The sequence below is a fragment of the Paucihalobacter ruber genome (genome assembly GCF_006494535.1).
GTDB classification, from domain to species: Bacteria; Bacteroidota; Bacteroidia; order Flavobacteriales; family Flavobacteriaceae; genus Paucihalobacter; species Paucihalobacter ruber.
In genome coordinates this window covers 66,706-84,885 of the sequence record NZ_VHIQ01000002.1, presented here as the reverse complement: position 1 = coordinate 84,885, position 18,180 = coordinate 66,706, and the positions used below count along the sequence as shown (strand labels likewise).

At 33.9% G+C, this 18,180-nt stretch carries 16 protein-coding genes; 3 read left to right on the top strand and 13 right to left on the bottom strand.

Features of this window, described 5'->3' with window-relative positions:
* Nucleotides 1-9 precede the first annotated feature (9 nt).
* Complete coding sequence (locus FJ651_RS03900; protein WP_140989106.1) at nt 10-588, top strand: hypothetical protein; 579 nt, start codon at nt 10-12, stop codon at nt 586-588.
* Nucleotides 589-781: 193 nt separating this feature from the next.
* On the opposite strand, the gene FJ651_RS03895 is transcribed toward FJ651_RS03900, so the two are convergent.
* Both FJ651_RS03895 and FJ651_RS03890 read right to left on the bottom strand, forming a co-directional pair.
* Complete coding sequence (locus tag FJ651_RS03895; protein ID WP_140989105.1) at nt 782-2,323, bottom strand: glycine--tRNA ligase; 1,542 nt, start codon at nt 2,321-2,323, stop codon at nt 782-784.
* A 63-nt stretch (nt 2,324-2,386) separates the two neighbouring features.
* The gene (locus FJ651_RS03890) at nt 2,387-3,235 is read right to left on the bottom strand and encodes a hypothetical protein (protein WP_140989104.1); all 849 of its coding nucleotides are present in this window, start codon (nt 3,233-3,235) and stop codon (nt 2,387-2,389) included.
* A gap of 87 nt (nt 3,236-3,322) precedes the next feature.
* On the opposite strand from FJ651_RS03890, the gene FJ651_RS03885 reads away from it, so the two are divergent.
* Both FJ651_RS03885 and FJ651_RS03880 read left to right on the top strand, forming a co-directional pair.
* Nucleotides 3,323-3,982: a ComF family protein gene (locus tag FJ651_RS03885; protein ID WP_246085300.1), complete on the top strand. Its 660-nt coding sequence runs from the start codon at nt 3,323-3,325 to the stop codon at nt 3,980-3,982.
* A gap of 41 nt (nt 3,983-4,023) precedes the next feature.
* Complete coding sequence (locus FJ651_RS03880; protein WP_140989102.1) at nt 4,024-5,643, top strand: Ig-like domain-containing protein; 1,620 nt, start codon at nt 4,024-4,026, stop codon at nt 5,641-5,643.
* A gap of 53 nt (nt 5,644-5,696) precedes the next feature.
* On the opposite strand, the gene FJ651_RS03875 is transcribed toward FJ651_RS03880, so the two are convergent.
* The 11 genes from FJ651_RS03875 to FJ651_RS03825 all read right to left on the bottom strand — a co-directional run bounded on the left by FJ651_RS03875 (nt 5,697) and on the right by FJ651_RS03825 (nt 18,011).
* Nucleotides 5,697-7,280 (bottom strand): hypothetical protein, encoded by a 1,584-nt coding sequence (locus FJ651_RS03875; RefSeq protein WP_140989101.1) that lies wholly within the window; start codon nt 7,278-7,280, stop codon nt 5,697-5,699.
* Nucleotides 7,281-7,346: 66 nt separating this feature from the next.
* Nucleotides 7,347-7,562: a hypothetical protein gene (locus FJ651_RS03870; protein ID WP_140989100.1), complete on the bottom strand. Its 216-nt coding sequence runs from the start codon at nt 7,560-7,562 to the stop codon at nt 7,347-7,349.
* 246 nt (nt 7,563-7,808) lie between these two features.
* Entirely contained in the window at nt 7,809-8,660 is an 852-nt protein-coding gene (locus FJ651_RS03865; RefSeq protein ID WP_140989099.1) for a TlpA family protein disulfide reductase, read from the bottom strand.
* 152 nt (nt 8,661-8,812) lie between these two features.
* Nucleotides 8,813-11,452, bottom strand: a complete 2,640-nt coding sequence (locus FJ651_RS03860) for a carboxypeptidase-like regulatory domain-containing protein (RefSeq protein WP_140989098.1) — start codon at nt 11,450-11,452, stop codon at nt 8,813-8,815.
* 9 nt (nt 11,453-11,461) lie between these two features.
* A complete protein-coding gene (locus tag FJ651_RS03855) occupies nt 11,462-12,259 on the bottom strand; it encodes a GLPGLI family protein (RefSeq protein ID WP_140989097.1) in 798 nt (265 codons plus the stop codon).
* A gap of 109 nt (nt 12,260-12,368) precedes the next feature.
* Entirely contained in the window at nt 12,369-12,590 is a 222-nt protein-coding gene (locus FJ651_RS03850; RefSeq protein ID WP_140989096.1) for a hypothetical protein, read from the bottom strand.
* 278 nt (nt 12,591-12,868) lie between these two features.
* Nucleotides 12,869-13,924 (bottom strand): TlpA family protein disulfide reductase, encoded by a 1,056-nt coding sequence (locus FJ651_RS03845; RefSeq protein WP_140989095.1) that lies wholly within the window; start codon nt 13,922-13,924, stop codon nt 12,869-12,871.
* 495 nt (nt 13,925-14,419) lie between these two features.
* Entirely contained in the window at nt 14,420-15,199 is a 780-nt protein-coding gene (locus FJ651_RS03840) for an amidohydrolase (protein ID WP_140989094.1), read from the bottom strand.
* Nucleotides 15,200-15,202: 3 nt separating this feature from the next.
* A complete protein-coding gene (locus FJ651_RS03835; protein WP_140989093.1) occupies nt 15,203-15,730 on the bottom strand; it encodes a hypothetical protein in 528 nt (175 codons plus the stop codon).
* 80 nt (nt 15,731-15,810) lie between these two features.
* A complete protein-coding gene (locus FJ651_RS03830) occupies nt 15,811-16,971 on the bottom strand; it encodes a methionine aminotransferase (protein ID WP_140989092.1) in 1,161 nt (386 codons plus the stop codon).
* A gap of 653 nt (nt 16,972-17,624) precedes the next feature.
* Nucleotides 17,625-18,011, bottom strand: a complete 387-nt coding sequence (locus FJ651_RS03825; protein WP_140989091.1) for a GxxExxY protein — start codon at nt 18,009-18,011, stop codon at nt 17,625-17,627.
* Between the last annotated feature and the right edge of the window lie 169 nt (nt 18,012-18,180).

Below are 18,180 nucleotides of genomic sequence, written 5' to 3'. Positions count from 1 at the left end.
TTAAATTTTATGAAAAAAACTCTTGTATTATTATTGGCTCTTATGTCGTTTGTTTCTTTTAGTCAGGAAAATTTAGAAGAACAAATAAAGCGTAACGAAATTTCATCAAACCTTTTTGATTTGGTTGTTGCCGGTTCTTTTAATATCACTTACGAACGATTATTTGAAGGCAACCAATCGTTACTGGTTTCCGCTACCTTTTTTGATACCTTCGCCTATTATGATGTTGGTTATATAGAAGATAACAGTGCCTTTAGTTTTAAAGCGGCGTATTTAATTTACTTTTCAAAGTCTAAAGACCATGCCGGTTTTTTCTTTTATCCGCAGTTAAAAATTAGATCAGGAGAGATCACCACTGACGAAGGTTGGTTTTTTGATGGTAATGGAAATTTTACACCATATGAATTTAGTTATGACATTGATGGCTTCTCTGCCGGTTTTGGTTTAGGTCATAAATGGATATTCAACAATAAATTTTCTCTAATGATATTTGGAGAAATCGCCAGAGATTTAGGCGGGAATAATAATGATGAGTATATCGATAATGTTGAACCTAGATTTGGGGTAAATTTAGGGATACGATTCTAGTAATTTTCTAAAGCGAAATGAAAAAACCCAAGTTTGCGCTTGGGTTTTTTATTCAGAATTATTTGGGATGAATGTTGTTGTAGCTGGACGAAGACTTGGTTTCTTTGCCATGCTTTTCTCACGGCAGCAAAAATTGGAATACAAGGAAAATCCGTCTTTTGAATCATGAGATGCCTGCTTTCGCAGGCATTGGTTACATCTTCATTAACCAGTGTTTCATATCAACCTCTTGCTTAATTAAATCGCGCAGTTCGTCAATTTTTACACGTTTTTGTTCCATGGTATCACGGTGTCTAATGGTCACGGTTTGGTCTTCTAAAGTCTCGTGGTCTACCGTGATGCAAAATGGTGTACCGTTGGCATCTTGTCTTCTGTAACGTCTTCCTACAGCATCCTTTTCGTCGTAATCTACGTTAAAATCCCACTTCAACTGGTTCACGATGTCTTTGGCAATTTCGGGTAAACCGTCTTTTTTAACCAACGGCAACACGGCCGCTTTAAACGGCGCCAAAACAGCGGGTAGTTTTAAAACGGTTCTAGTAGTATTGTTGTCCAGTTCTTCTTCAACCAACGAGTTTGAAAACACAGCCAAAAACATACGGTCTAAACCAATCGAGGTTTCTAATACATATGGCACGTAACTTTTGTTTTCTTCCGGATCGAAATACTGTAATTTTTTACCCGAATATTTTTCATGCTGACTCAAATCGAAGTCGGTGCGCGAGTGAATACCTTCCAATTCTTTAAATCCGAATGGGAATTTAAACTCAATATCGCAGGCCGCATCGGCGTAATGGGCTAATTTTTCGTGATTGTGAAAGCGGTAATTCTCGTCACCCAAACCAAGCGACTGGTGCCATTTAAGGCGCGTTTCTTTCCAGTAATCGTACCATTCTTGCTGGGTTCCAGGTTTGATAAAGAACTGCATTTCCATCTGTTCAAACTCGCGCATTCTAAAGATAAATTGTCTGGCAACGATTTCGTTTCTAAAGGCTTTTCCGGTTTGAGCAATACCAAATGGTATTTTCATACGGCCGGTTTTTTGTACGTTTAAAAAGTTAACAAAAATACCTTGCGCGGTTTCCGGACGTAAATAAAGGTCGGTACTATGCTCGGCCGAAGCACCTATTTTGGTACCAAACATCAGGTTGAACTGTTTCACTTCGGTCCAGTTGCGGCTACCTGTTAATGGGTCGGCGATTTCAAGTTCTTCAATCAATGCTTTTACATCGGCTAAATCTTCGTTTTCTAAGGATTTGCCCAAACGCGATAAAATGCTTTCAATTTTTGCTTGATAATCTACCACACGTTGATTGGTAGTTATAAATTCCTGTTTGTTAAACGCATCGCCAAAGCGTTTGGCAGCTTTTTCGACTTCTTTGTCAATTTTAGCTTCAATTTTAGCGCAGTAATCTTCTACCAATACATCGGCACGATAGCGTTTTTTAGAATCTTTATTATCTATTAACGGGTCGTTAAAGGCATCGACATGGCCCGAAGCTTTCCACGTGGTAGGATGCATAAAAATGGCTGCATCTATGCCAACTATATTATCGTGCATTTGCACCATGGCTTTCCACCAGTAGTCGCGAATGTTCTTTTTGAGTTCTACACCGTTTTGCGCGTAATCGTAGACGGCACTCAGGCCATCGTAAATTTCACTGCTGGGGAACACATAGCCGTACTCCTTGGCGTGAGAGATTACCTTTTTAAATTGATCGTCGTTGTTTACCATGCTGCAAAAATAAAAAACCGCTCCAATTAGTGGAACGGTTTTGAAAAATAATTACTTAGCTAGTTACTCTAAATGTAATTCTGTACTACCAATTAAGGTAAAATCGTTGAAAATGTTTATTTTATAGTTGCCTTTTTGAAGCGGTTTATCGTCTCTGTCGGCTTCAACAGCCACACAAACTTTGGTGTTTTGGTTGTAATATTCTACATTGGTTTTAAAGCTGTAAACCAACGAATACTTATTATTTTTAACCACGCCCTTATCGGCCAGAACATTATTATCAGGATTGATAATTTGTACATACACAGTCTTATTGCCCGGTGTAATTTGTTCGTTACCTGCTAAGTTAAAGCATACTTCCAAATTATTAATACGTTTGGCCTTGTAAGTGGCATAGCGCGCGGCCGAGTTGGTTTCAAACCCCTGAACCGAAATAAAACTGGTAGCAAGTACAGCATTAGATGCCATTACTGTAGGTTCTGATACAGTTTCAATAACTGTTTCTTTAGCCTGCAGTTCTTTTTGTAATGCTAATACCTGATTAGAAGTTTGCGCTAATACATTATCGGCTTGCGCCAATTGTTGCTTTAATCTGTAATTTTCGGCTTTAACACCTTGTAACACCGATAAATTTGAAGTTAATTCAGCAATTGAATCCTGCGCATTTTGTAACACCGCGTTGGCCTGTTCCAAGTTTTCTAAAATAACCGACTTTTCATTTGAAAGCCGATCATTTTGCCTTAGAACTTCAGCAAGCTCGTGTTCAATTAATTTGTTTTCCTGTTCTGTGAATACATTTTGTGCTTCAATGGATTGATATTTTAAGTATCCAAGAACGCCGAAAACCGCTAAAACAATTACTAAAGTACTTTTAATTAATCTGTAGTTAAATAATTGAGGGTTAACTATCATTATTAATCGTAAATTTAGGTGCGAAAGTAAATATTATCTTATTGTTAAATTATTTTTATCGATAAAGTGGTGATTAATTTGTTAAACTTGTTTTTTCCGAAGGTTTGCTTGTCTTGTACCGGACATTTAAGCGATAACGAGTTACATGTTTGTACCGATTGCCGTCATCAGTTACCGGTTACCAATTTCCATTTTAAAGATGACGATCGGGTTAAAAAGGTGTTCTTCGGAAGGGTGAAAGTTGAGAACGCCACCGCACTCTTACATTTTTCAAAAAAGGGAATGGTGCAACAACTCATGCATAATTTAAAGTATCGTGGCCACGAAGATGTTGGCTTGTTTTTAGGTGAATGGTTGGGTGCTGAACTGGCACAAATAGAAGCCTATAAAACCGTGGATGTGGTGATTCCGGTACCATTGCACAAGGCCAAACAACGCAAACGAGGTTACAATCAGGTTTCTAAATTTGGAAAGGCCATTGCAACCGCATTGGCAACAGAATACAGAGAAGATTTACTGTTGAAGGTAAGCAACACCCAAACGCAGGTGTTTAAAAACAGATTGACAAGATGGAGCGACGCCAATGCCATTTTTGATATAAATAATCCGGAAGAATTAAACAACAAACACATTTTACTGGTAGACGACATTATCACCACCGGTGCCACCATAGAAAAATGCGCCGAAGTTTTGAATAAAGCCAAAAATATCAAACTAAGTGTGGCAACCATGGCAATTACGGATTAAATTTGCCGTTTATTTTCATAAAAATTGTTTCTTTGCTTCGCATGAAAATCACATATTTTTATACCGGTATCAAATATCTTTTGGCATTACTTTTTATAGTAGCCATTGCTTCTTGTGCCAATCGCGGTATGCCTGATGGCGGACTTAAAGACGAAGACCCACCGGTAATTACCAGATCGGTTCCAGAAAATTTCAGCATCAATTTTAAAAGCAAAGAGGTTAAAATTTATTTCGATGAATACGTCAAACTAAAAGACCTGAGAAAACAGTTAATTGTGTCGCCGCCAATGGATCCCGAACCCATTATAACACCTATGGGTGCCGCCAGTAAATACATCACCATAGAACTGCCCGATACCTTGTTGGCCAATACCACTTACGCCATTAATTTTGGCAATAGTATTGTAGATAATAATGAAGAAAATCCGTATCCGTATTACCGTTACGTGTTTTCAACAGGCAGTTATATCGATTCTTTAACGGTAACCGGCAGCGTGATGGATTCCGAAAAACGCATCACCGATAAGTTTATTTCGGTGATGTTGTACGAAGTTGATTCAACCTACACCGATTCTGTTATCTACAAGCAAAAACCCAGATACATTACCAATACCTTAGACAGCGTCACCACCTTTAAAATTGAAAATATCAAAGCCGGCACCTATAAAATGGTGGCGCTAAAAGAACAAACCAGCAATTTTACCTTTCAGCCTAAAACCGATAAAATTGGCTTTGTAGAAGGTGTCGTCACCGTGCCTAAAGACACGAGCTACATCTTAAAAATGTTTAATGAAATTATTGATTTTAAAGTGTTACGGCCAAAACAAGTGGCTGAGCAGCGCATTCAATTTCCTTTTGAAGGCGATTACAAAGGCTCGCAAATAACACTTTTAGACACCTTGCCAAGCGACTTCGATTTTAAAATATCTAAAGACAGCAAAGCCGATACACTTTACTATTGGTATAAGCCGAAGTTAGAATTGGATTCCACCTTGTTTTTAGTGAGAAAAGGTACTTATGCCGACACACTAAAACACAAATTTTTTAAGGCAGATACAGACAGTTTAACCGTTACGGGCAATCCGTCGGGGACATTGGATTTTGGCAAGCAATTTTCGCTTGAAGGTTCTATACCGCTGGTGAGTTTAGATGAAAGTTTGATAAGTATTATGAATCGCGACTCGGTTGATGTGCAGTTCACCACACAATTAGACACCTTATGGCACAAATTTGTATTCGATTTTGAAACCGAAGAACGGCAGCAATACAAAATTAGAATCCTGCCCGAAGCCATTAAAGATTTTTACGGTAACACCACCGACACCTTAAATTTTAGTTTGAACACCAAGCAAAAATCTGATTACGGCAATATTAGGGTGAATTTGGTAAACGCCAAACTACCGTTGATTGTGCAGTTGGTAGACGATAAAGATGAGGTGAAGTACGAGCGTTATGCCGACACCAACAATTTTGTTGATTTTTTTGATGTAGCACCCAGAAACTATTATTTAAGAGCCATTTTTGACACCAACCAAAACGGCAGATACGACACCGGCAGTTTTTTAAATAATTTTCAACCGGAGCGCATTAGTTATCATCCAGCTGAAATTGAGGTGCGCGCTAATTTTGATTATGTTGAGACTTTTACTTTGTTAGATTAAAGTGTGACAATTCATTGATGAAACTAAGAATTGCCATTCTTAAAATTAACTTTTTACTCTTCAAAGTTGAGTTCGTATAAATTCTTTAATGAATTTTTAAATACTAAACTATCAAAAGGGCGAGGAATATTATTCATTAATAGGTTGAAGTTATTGTCCACTGCCAAATATCTCGGTATCTCTATGGTTTGATTAATTCTAACTTTAAAAAACGATAGTATCTTAGACTTCATATTGTCATCTAATATTTTATAATGATGATCTTTATTTATTAAATGCGAAATAGATTTCAAGCCATTTTTCCAATTGTCAGAATTATTTTCCACAGAAATATATTTAAAATCAATATTGTAATTTAATTCAAACTTATTCAATCTTTGTATTCCAAAAATACAAGGGTCGCATCTAGATTCATAACCCCAAAAACTTATCAATAGTTTATTTTTTGAACTTTCAATAAGATTCTTAAGTGTAATTGTATCACCATTATAGGTTAAAAGTTTCTCTTCGAGTATTTCGTTAGGAATTTTTGAACTCAATATTGTTAATTCTTCTTTGACTTTTTCAACTTCAGATTTATAATCATCCGGGAGATTATCATTTTCTAAAAATGTGTCTATTTGACTTTTTAAATAGTTCTTATTTTTAACATCTAATCCAAAACCTTTATCAAAAAAGTCGGTTATTAATCTTCCTTTTGCATAATTGGCAATGTTGTTGTCTAGATTTTCATTAATAAATAGCAACTCTCTTTCAAAATTTTCTCTTGTGTAATCAATAAATTCTTGTTGAGTAAAGTAATGTCTTATATACATTACTAAGCTTCTCTTATAATAGTCGTTTGCAATATGTTGATTCTGTTTAAAATATTCTAGCTCTATGCCATCAAAGTATTTTTCCAAATTGATTAATTCTTTTTCATTTGCCAGAAAAGAATCCCCAAGCAAATTTCCCAATCCATTTTCATCATTTAGGTTATATGCGCCATCCGCAGATTTTTTTGATCTTGGTGCTACCAAATTATATAAATATTCAAATTTAATTTCGGATTTTATTTGAGAGTTAAACTCTTCTGTAGTGTTATTTTTTTTTATAAAATCTTCGTAGAAATTGATTTTTTCATTATAAAGTTCTACACTTTGTTGTTTATAATGGTTTAAGCCTTTATTAGCGACTAATGATGACCAATTATTAGTTAAACTATCCAAAGATTTAAAAAAACCATGGTGCTTGTTTTTACCAACAAAACTCATTTCCCCGCCTATTAGTTCAATATTTAAAGTGTCATTGGGTGATATAAATACTCTAGTTTGATATATCTCCTGCGCGTCAAAGATTACCATCTCGATTATTTTAGATTTTGTAAAGGAATTGAGCACAATCTTTAAATGGGTAGAATCAATTCTATCCTTATCAATAGAAGGTTGATTGCCATAGAAAGTTTCATAATCAACAATATTGATATAATCCAAAAGTTCCTTTCGGTCTGATTTGAAATTTATAACAACTTGTGCGTGTTTAACTAATGTATCTGTAGTGGGCTCAGTTTGTAGTTGATTTATGTTTTTACTTTTTTCTACGCAAGAGATTAAAATTATATACAGTATAATAAATAGTTTAGTGATTGTATTTTTCATCTGTTTTTATTTATTTTTTGGAAAAGTGGATGTTTAATTAAAACATCCACTTTAATTCAAAATGATTTAATCACAATTAACTGAACAGATATATTCACCCGAATAACCACCCTGATTTTGACAAGCAAACGAAGTAGTTTCTGGCTCGGCATTTGGAGCATGATGAATCCAAACCCCGCTATTGCATTTTATCGAATAATTACCTGCACCGCCATTAATACTTTTTTGTTGTTCTCTACTAAGTTGAACAACACCTTTCAAATTTAAAATGTTTTTTAACATGATTAAATAGTTTTAATTATAACCTACTCTCTAAGCTTTTCGGTGTCTGCTTATTTTGAAATGTAAGTTACTGAATTTTATTTAGATATAAGATGTGTAAAAGCATCCAATAAGTAAGCAAAAGCGGAAAGTTTCACAGGTTAGTATTTTAATCATTTTATCAAAGTAGCTTGTTGAACTATTCGTAAATAATATTTAACCAATTACTTACGTGTTAACAAATCTCTAAACTGATAAAAAAACCGCTCAACCAACCTTAAATCTTCTGTGATAATCTCTGCCCGGCATAGACTCATTTTTATTATTTATATCTCCCAAATTATCAGATTCAATAAGATTTTTTAGTCCAATTTTTAATTCCTTAACATTATTTACAACTTTAACAACTATGCCGTTTTTATCAATAATAAAGTGCGTAGGAAAGCTAGAAACTTTTAGAGACTCTTTAATAAAAGATGTTTGTAAACCTACTGTTTCGTAGTTGAAGGTATTATTTTGTAGAAACGTGCGCAAAGCATCGTTTTGGTCTAAAGCTAGGCTAACAAAAATAATATCTTTTTCGTACTTATACACATCTACTAATTCATTTAGTTCTGGGAATTCGGCTATACAAGGTTTGCAATTAATAAACCAACACTTTACAATTAAGAAATGCCCTTTAACGTTTTCGTTGGTATAATTGGTTCCGTCAAGTGTTGTAAAATGAAAATCAGGAAATTTTTTACCTTCAAACTTAAAATGGGCATAAGCTATGGAGCTATATATTTTTATGGATTTTTTAATAGTCTCATCTGAGGCCTCGTTTAGTTTGAAAAGCTTGTACGTTATCTCCGAATCATATTGTTCTAACTTTAAGGTAATATACTCACCGGATCGTAGTAATTTTAAAAAAGCTTCTTTACTTATTTTGTCGTTACTATCATCTATAGCTTTAAAGTTGGTAGATAAAATAATATTTTGGTAATGGTAAGAATGCCATTTTTTAAAGTCAACATGTAATATTTCAAAATCTTGCGTTAATTTATCTTTTACTGGTAATTCATCACAGCTCAAAATTGAACAAAATATTATTGAAAATGATATAAAATATTGTCTCATAAGATTAAATAGATTTGACTGTCATGTTTTGAAATTTAAAGAGGGAATTATTGTTTAATCTCATAAATATAAGCATATTATTTTAAATCCGAAACTTAGTGCTTTAGGATACAAGAACATAGTTTTCAAATTAAATTTGAACAACCATAATATTAAAGCGAAAACTGAACACTCAATAATAGCTGACTCGGTCTTAAAACAAACACATTGGCATTTGTTGAAAATTGATTATTAAATAAACTTATATAGTCGTTAGTGTTTAAAATGTTAGTCCAAGATATTTTAGTGTCTAACTTTGGCTTATTAATGGTCAACTGATAGCTTAAGTTTAAGAAGGTGTTGTTGTTTGTATTATCTCCAATTTTATTGAAATAGTTTTCAAATTCGAAATTGAGATACTGACGATTGCTAAAGTAGAAAAACACATTTAAGGTATTCTCCCAATTTTTAATGCTACTGAAACTAGTAGTTTCTGAGCGTATTTTAGACAGGTTAATTAAACTTTCGGCACTTAAACTTATTATTTTATTGATGTTAGATTCTATATTGAGTTTATAAGATTGACTAGGTATTGTGAAGGTTACTAAATCGCCGTTTACAATTTGGGGTAACTTATTTAAAGAATATCGACCTGTTGCATTAACAGTTGTTTTAATATTGTTAAAGTATTTGCTGGCAACTAATTCAATTCTGTTAAAGCTACTCTTATTATTTTGCTCAAAAGTTTCAACAATTAAAGAACCATCATCTGCAATGAAATTATTGAATAATAAATTATTTTGATTTTCACCCAGAGCAATCGATAATTTTGTAAATATGGCATTTAAGGCATCTCTATAACCAATATTAAACCTTGTACTATAAGCTCTTTGTTCGCTTAATATTGAATTATACCTTAGTAACGTTAGGTAATTTTTAAGTATAAAACCGTCATAAACACTATTTAAACCACCAAAATTATTTTTAATTCCAGCATTGATACCAACTTCCCAATAGGGTAATAGTTTTTTGGTTGCTGTTAAACTAGGTTCATAATTGAATCTCGTTAAATTTTGATCGTTGTTTGAAATTTGGTTGTTGATATTAAAATAGCGCAATAAAAATGGTGAATCTAAAACAACGAGCCATTTATTATTTTTGAATTGAATTCGCTTTTTAATGAATATATTAGAGTTGAGCATAGATAAGTCATTCTGGAACTCGATATCTTGAGATGTCAGTGCTTGGTCTTCAAGCTTAAATAGACTAGAACTCAAATTTTCATTTTTTAGATCGAATCCCATTTCTGGAGAAATGGTAAATGACTTCACTTTTTTGGTTAGTCCAATAGTGTTTTGCGTGTAAAATGTTGCAGTTGCAACATTTTGCCGGTTTTGTTCAAAACTCTCTGAATTGTTTAGTATCTGGTTAAATTGCCCCGGTTTAACCATTAAACTTTCATCTGTTTTTAAATAGGCTGCTACAGAATTAAAATTTACTAGTTGTTTTCCAAAAGGTTTAATAATTTCAAGCTGATTACTAACAGAAATTAAAGGATTTTTAACGCGTTGATTGATATTTGTGCTATTATTATTTACGACACCTCGCTCGGTATTCCACAATGAGGAGATATTAAAAACATTTTTTATAAAATTTTTGTCAGAATTTTTTTCTACAATCAATTTTGTGTTAAGAGTGCTTCTATAAATCTTATTGCTGATATCTTCTCGAAAACTTATAGTATCATTGGCCGTGAAATAGGCCGTATTTCTTGCTCCATTTTCTGTTCTGTCGCCATTAAAATAGGCTACGTTAAGTTTTAACTCTGTTTTGTTTTTTAAGCGGTACAAATGATTAATAGAGAAGAAGTGGTCTTTGTTGTCTAACCATAGTTGGCTCTTTAAGGGCGGTTGCGATAAAGGTCTAATCGCTAATAAATTTTGTGAAGATACAATATCATTTAATTGACTATTTAAAACAGAAAAATCATTGTTATTTCTCAACAAATCGTTTCCGGTATTATTGTATTGATAGCTAAGTAGTGATTGACTGTTTTTTTTAAATAGCAAGGGTGTAATATTTGTTTCGAACAATAGCGGTGAAAATCCTGCACCCATCTTTGCAGTGCCAGTAACGGTAGTGTTATTTTTTAATTTAATATTTAAAGACGTTCGCTCGCTTGAAATTAGGCTATCTAAAACACGTATGGGTTGATGGTTTTCTAAAATTTCAACTTTACTTACATCATCAGCCGAAATGTTGTCATTGGCGAGATTATATCTGCCTTCGAGCATATCCAAACCTTCAATATAATATTTTTCTATTGGATTACCCATATAATAAATTTGACCATTTGGCAAAATTTCAATGCCTGGCATTTTTTTCATCACATCAGCTATTGTTCTGTCTTTTAAATCTTTAAATTGAGATACAGAATAACTCAAAGTGTCGCTTCTTTTTTCTATGTTGAAGGCTTTTATAATGACTTCTCGCAAGGATTCTTCAGATTCTAACAGAATGAAATTAATAGTTTGATTTGTGTTTGTAATTATTTTACTTTCAGTCTCAAAGCCTAAAAAAGACACATCTATTTGTAATTCTTGTTCGGTTGATTTAAGTATGAGTTTAAAATATCCGTTTGCATCTGAAACGGTGTAGTTTATTATATGAGTTGTGTCTAATTTTTTTAAACTAACCAAAGCGCCTGATAACGGTGTGTTATTAATATCTTTTACATATCCTTCAACACTATTTTGGCCAAAAGCGTATGAAACAATCCAAAATAGTAGTATTGGTACGTAATTGCATTGCATTTAAAATGGTTAATTCTTTTCTATTCGGTTATTTTCCTTTGCTAGTAAAGCAGTAAAAGATTCAATGTATTTTTGATGTATTTCAGGAGTTATTTTTACATTTGGGTTGTTTACATAAGTAAAAGGATCTCTCCTGTAACGGTACCAAACTTCAAACATTTTTTCTTTGCTTGTAACTATGTACTGACCTAAATTAATTTTAAACGGGACTTCGGGTTTAAGTTTCTCAAAATTAATAAGAGTAAAATGGTAGTGTTTTAAGGTGTCGTAGATCTCTAATATTAAGCCAGGTAAGCCATTAAATTTAAATGGGCCATCGGCAATTGGTATGTCTGTTGTGAACCATGCAATATAGTCTCTACCTGCATAAGATGTACTTGCTTTTTGTACTTTATAGCCGTGAATTTCTTTGGTGTCTTCATGCAACTGCCAGTTAGAGATCGTCATATCTTGTTCGTAGTAGAAGAAATCGTCTACAATTTGAAGTGTATACAACAATTGTTTCTTTTTAAAATTCTTAATAATTACAGAAGGAAAATCTGTTATACTCTGTTTTGAGGTATGAGCAGAATTTCCTTTAACAACGATTTCATTTTTAAACAATTTGGCTTTGCTAGAATATACCGATAGGTCATTGCCTATAAAGAGTACCACATCTTCTGTTTTTTTAGTTTCAAGATTGGTAGAGTCTAGGTGATAATTGAGTTCATAAGATACTCGGTAATTAAAATTGGTGGTTAATTTTTTTTGTGCTAATGCGTTATTCCCAAAGAATAGTAATATCAATACAAGCAATTGTTTGAACATGTTTATCATAAAACGCATATATAAAGGTAGTTAAATTTTTTATACCAATGATAAATTTTTAGCGAAATACAAAAGGCTGTTCAAAAAAAACAGCCTTTTGTATTAAAAGTTAATGAAAACCAACGCCTTCGCAGGTGGCACCAAGTCCACCGCAATTCATCGAGTTTAAGGCATCTCCAACACTATCGGCCTCTACAAGTACTTTAAAGTCTTCCCACTCTCCGCCAACAAAACCACAAAAGCAACTGTAAGTGCCACCGCCATTAATACTTTTCTGTTGTTCTCTATTTAGTTGAACAACACCTTTCAAATTTAAAATGTTTTTTAACATGATTAAATTGTTTTAATTATAACCTACTCTTTAAGCTTTTCGGTGTCCGCTTATTTTGATGTATAAGTTATTAAAATTTAATAAGATGTATGGTGTGCAAAAGCATAAAATAAGTAAGCGAAAGCGGAAAAGTTTGTTTAATAATTAGCAGTTGTGAAACCCGTTTTAAATATAAAATATGCTGATGTGCTGACCAAAAATAAAATTAGGTCTTAAAATTTCTTAAAATTTAGATATAAACAATTATTCGCATTTAAACGTGAGTTTATAAATCTATTTTAAAGTGAGTTCGCCAAAAAAATCTCTAAATCTTTAGGGGTTATATTTACTTTTATGATCACACCATTTTGATCTAATAAAAAATTTGACGGAAAACTACTAATATTCATTTCTTTCGCAACAGCAGAATTTTCATCTAAATAATTTTGCCACTCAAACTGATACTTATCTAATGTTTTTTGCCATAATGGAATTTCGTCGGTTACATCTGTTGAGATGCCAATTATGTTGAAACCTTTGGACTTATATTTTTCTTGCATAGGAATTAATACTTCAAATGCTTTATGACAAGGTTTACACCTCGAGAACCATAACTCAACTAGGGTGTATTCAGCATCCAGAGATGAAAAATCAAGTGTTTCTTCTTTTAATGCATCATTCTTTAGCTTTAATTTTGGTAACACATTACCAACAGCGTATTTTTCAAGTCTTGATAAATCGGCTTCAAGAAGTTTCCAAATTTTAGATTGTTTAAGCTCATTAGAAAAATTATATAAGGCTGTTTTTCTTATGTCTAAATAGCCTCGAAAGCTCACTCTTTCTATTAAATGCCAAAGTGCAACATAAGAATCTGGATTTTCAAGAATGTAATTATTTAAATTTACATCGTCTTCCGAACGGTTAAAATAAACATTTTCTATCACATTGCTGCAGTTTTCAAAACTATTTTTATAGTGATAAGGGATGAATTTATCTTTATATTCTTGATTAGAATCTGAGTAAACAATATCAGTACAAGCGTTAAACAACGTATCAATAATAATTGACTTAGTAGATGTATCAATAAAATAATACCCTTTTCTAAATGGGTAAACGCCTTTATCTTTTTCTAACAAATATCTGTATGCATGAGGGTAAGTAACGATTGTTTCAATAGTGCCCTTCATATTGACGACTTCTGATTCAAATTGGTTTATTTCGAAATATTTTTCATCAATGTGCCCAATTAGGTATGTGATTTTTGTTTTTTCTTTTGGATAAAATCGTATTATTAAGAAAAAAGTTATAAAAATAAAAAGTAAAATGCTCAGGCTTGATTTTTTGTTAAAGTTCATTTTGATGGGTTTTAATTTTTTAAAAATACAAAACCGCTTAGAAGTATAAAAAAATAAATTTGGTTATAATTATTTATAAATTAATTAACTAAACGGTTTTAATAAAACTATGGCAGGATACAGCAATAGTTACAAACCCACGTTCCGTTTTGCGTATCGAACTGTGAACATGGTTTTTGGCTGTCACCATAACCACAACTCGCTGATTTACACTCGCCCATAGGATCTTCCTCAAAACTTGTAGAAGCCGAATAAATTATTCCTGCTCGATTTACAGCTTTTCGGTTCCGTATTTATGTTGCTGTGATCGTGCAAAAGATTAAACAGATAAAAAATCACGACATTAAAATGACGAATAAGCATAACTATTGGTCATTACGATATTTTGTTTTATGCCAATGAGAGGCCGAATTAGGCGCCAAATGTGATTATGTGCTGGAGTTTGTTTTTTTGGATTGACATTGTTTTGATTTAAAACAGAAATAAGATCAAAACCTAATTATCAATCGTGAACTTATCCCTATCATCTAAAAACCGCAGCTTTTCTCTTGTAGATTGTACGTGTTCTTTTTCTAAAGTTACCAGTGCCGCATTTTCTGCTTCAAGTTTGAGCGTATCTATTTTATGACCTAGCACATCGTAAACTCCTGAGTGACCAACATAGTTGTGGTTGTTGCCGTCTTTTCCAACGCGGTTCACGCCAATGCAGTAACTCATATTCTCGATGGCGCGGGCTTTTAGCAAAGCATCCCAGGCATTCACTCGTGGTTCGGGCCAGTTGGCAACGTACAACAATACATCGTAGTAATCTGCATTTCTGGACCATACCGGAAAGCGCAGATCGTAGCAAATCATGGGGCAAATCTTCCAGCCTTGGTAATTAATAATGATCTTTTCTTTTCCGGCATTGTAATGCAGATGTTCTTTGGCTAAGGTAAAAGTGTGGCGTTTATCATATTGGTCGATGTCGCCGTTGGGATGCACAAAAATCAATCGGTTGAAATAGGCGCCGTTTTCTAAAATAACCAAACTGCCGGTAATGGCAGTCTGGTATTGTTTTGCAAGTTTTTGCATCCATGTAATGGTGTCGCCTTTCATGGTTTCGGCCACCAACTGCGGATTCATGGTGAAACCACTGGTGAACATTTCGGGTAGCACTACCAAATCGGCTTCGGCTGCCTTATCGGCTATGAGTGCTTCTAAATGCTGCCTGTTTGATTCGGGTTGTTCCCAAATTAAATCTGTTTGTACCAGTAGAACTTTTAAGTTTTCCAAATTTTAAAGTGTATTAAATTTTTCTTCAGCTTCTGCTTTTTCAGCTTTTAACTTTTCTAATTTCTCTTCCCACTTTTCTATATCGTTAGGAGACAATTTTCCTTTTTCTAAAAGTCGGTCGTATTTTCTCTGTTCTTTTTTAAGCTTATTACTGGCTTTCACCATGGCTTTTCGGGCATCGTCCTTTTCTTTTTGGGCTTTTTCAATGGCTTCTTGCCTTTTTTCTAGCTCTTTCTGCTGTTTTTCGGCTTGTTTTTGAATTTTTTCTTGTTCTTTCTGTTGTTTCTCCAGCTCTTTTTGTTTGGCTTCAAATTCGGCATCTTGCTTCAGTCGCTCGCTAAGTGTTTCTTTAATGTTGCTGCGCTTTTCTTCAGAAAGTGACTCAGTAACGTCAACGCCTGCCTGGTAAAACTCATTGCCTTTTACTTCGTAAACTTTTCCGTCGTGAATCACATTGTGACTGCTTCCACAGTTATATAAAAACACCGATAATACAAATACTACTAATAATTTTAAGATTCTTGTTGTCATTTTTTCTATTGTTTTGTAACCTATAATATACAAAATATAAAACTGTAAAACAAATTTATAATTAAAAGATTTTCAAAACTTTACTTGATGATTTTTTCTGATATTTTGCAAAGTATATCGGTGGCTCGTTTTAAAGTGTCATCGGTTTTAGCAAAACAAAATCTCAACACCCGGTCATCTTGTTGATTTGAATAAAAAACCGACAGCGGTATTGATGCCAATTTGTAATCTACAGTTAAGCGTTTGGCAAATTCTACGTCGGCTTCATTGGTGAGCGCGCTGTAATTCAACACCTGAAAATAGCTGCCTTGCGCAGGTTTAAATGTGAATTTGGTGTTGGCAATTAAGCTTAAAAACAAGTCTCTTTTATGCTGAAAAAATTCACCTAATTTTAAATAGGTGTCGGCGTCTTGCATGTAATCGGCCAAACCTTTTTGCGTCGGGTGGTTCACCGAAAACACATTAAACTGGTGTACTTTTCTAAATTCGGTCATCAAATCTTTAGGAGCGCAGCAATAGCCAATCTTCCAGCCGGTGTTGTGAAAGGTTTTACCAAACGATGCCGTAATAAAACTGCGCGCTTTTAAATTTGAAAATTTGCAAATGCTTTGGTGGTTGGCGCCGTCAAAAATAATGTGCTCGTACACTTCATCGCTCAGCACGATAATATTGGTGTTATTGGTCAGTTTTTCAAGCTGAAACATATCGGCTTCGGTTAAAATAGTGCCACTCGGATTGTGCGGTGTATTGATGATGATGAGCTTGGTTTGACTTGAAATTTTTTTGGCAACCAAATTCCAATCAATGCGGTAATCTGGAGCGTGTAACGGAATTTCAATAGTAATACCGCCGTTGAGTTCTACAGCAGGTTGATAGCAATCGTATGCCGGTGTGAAAATAATCACCTCGTCCTTGGGTCTTACAAATGCCGAAACAATGGTGAAAATGGCCTGTGTGGCACCGGCGGTTACCGTAATTTCGTGCTCAGGATGGTAATTGCTGTTATATAATAATTGGTATTTATGCGAAATGGCCAGTCTAAGGTCTAAACTTCCAGGCATTGGCGCGTACTGATTGTATCCCGAATTCATCGCTTGGCTCACCAAATCGATAAGTTTGGGGTCGCTTTCAAAATTGGGGAAACCTTGCGATAAGTTAATAGCTTGATGCTGCGTCGCCAAAGCACTCATAACAGAAAATATAGTAGTTCCAACATTGGGTAATTTTGATTTGTGATGCATGGTTTTTGTATGTGTTCTAATATAATATTTTTGTTTGATTAAATTAAAATGAAAAGTGGTTTTGCGAATTTATTGTATTGATTTTTTAACCACAAAGGCCACCAAGTTTTGAGCAAAGGTCACTGAGTTGCGTTGTTACAAGTTTTTACTTTGAGTGCTTTGTGCCTTCCTTGAGAACTTTGTGGTAACCCTTTTCTAACCACAAAGACCACTAAGTTTTGCACAAAGGTCACTGAGTTGCGTTGTTATAATTTTTACTTTGAGTGCTTTGTGCCTTCCTTGAATACTTTGTGGTAACCCTTTTCTAACCACAAAGACCACTAAGTTTTGCACAAAGGTCACTGAGTTGGGTTGTTACAAGTTTTTACTTTGAGTGCTTTGTGCCTTCCATGAGAACTTTGTGGTAACCCTTTTCTAACCACAAAGACCACCAAGTTTTGCACAAAGGTCACTGAGTTGGGTTGTTACAAATTTTTACTTTGAGTGCTTTGTGCCTTCCTTGAGAACTTTGTGGTTACCCTTTTCTAACCACAAAGACCACCATGTTTTGCACAAAGGTCACTGAGCTGCGTTGTTATAACTTTTTACTTTGAGTGCTTCGTGCCTTCTTAGTGAGCTTCGTGGTTAAATTTTAAACCGCTGCAAGTATGTTACTAATGCTTTAAATCGCCATTTATTACTCTTTTAATACCCTGTTTTAACAACGCAACATTAAAGTTGATAAGCAACCCTAATTTATAACCACCCAATTTCATGTATGTTAAAGTTTGCGCCAAATGAACATCTGTTAAGCTCTCAACACTTTTTAACTCAATAACCACTTTGTTTTCCACTAACAGATCGATTCTATAGCCACATTCTAATTTTATATCCTCAAAAACTAATGGCATAGGTTTTTCCTTCTCTACAAATAAACTTTCTTGCTGTAATTTATAGAATAAACATTCTTTATAAGCACTTTCTAATAGTCCCGGTCCTAATTGCTTATGAACTACTAAAGCACATCCGATAATAATCTTTGATATTTCATTTTCAGACATATACCAAAAATATAAAAAGATTTGATAGAAAGATAACTATTAGAAGAATCTAAATAGGAAAGTTTGGATTGGTGTCGCATGGTTTATGTTTGATTTCTAACATAACATTTTGACTGATTAAAATCGCATAAAAAGTGGTTTTGAGAACATAATGCTTAAGCTTTTTTAA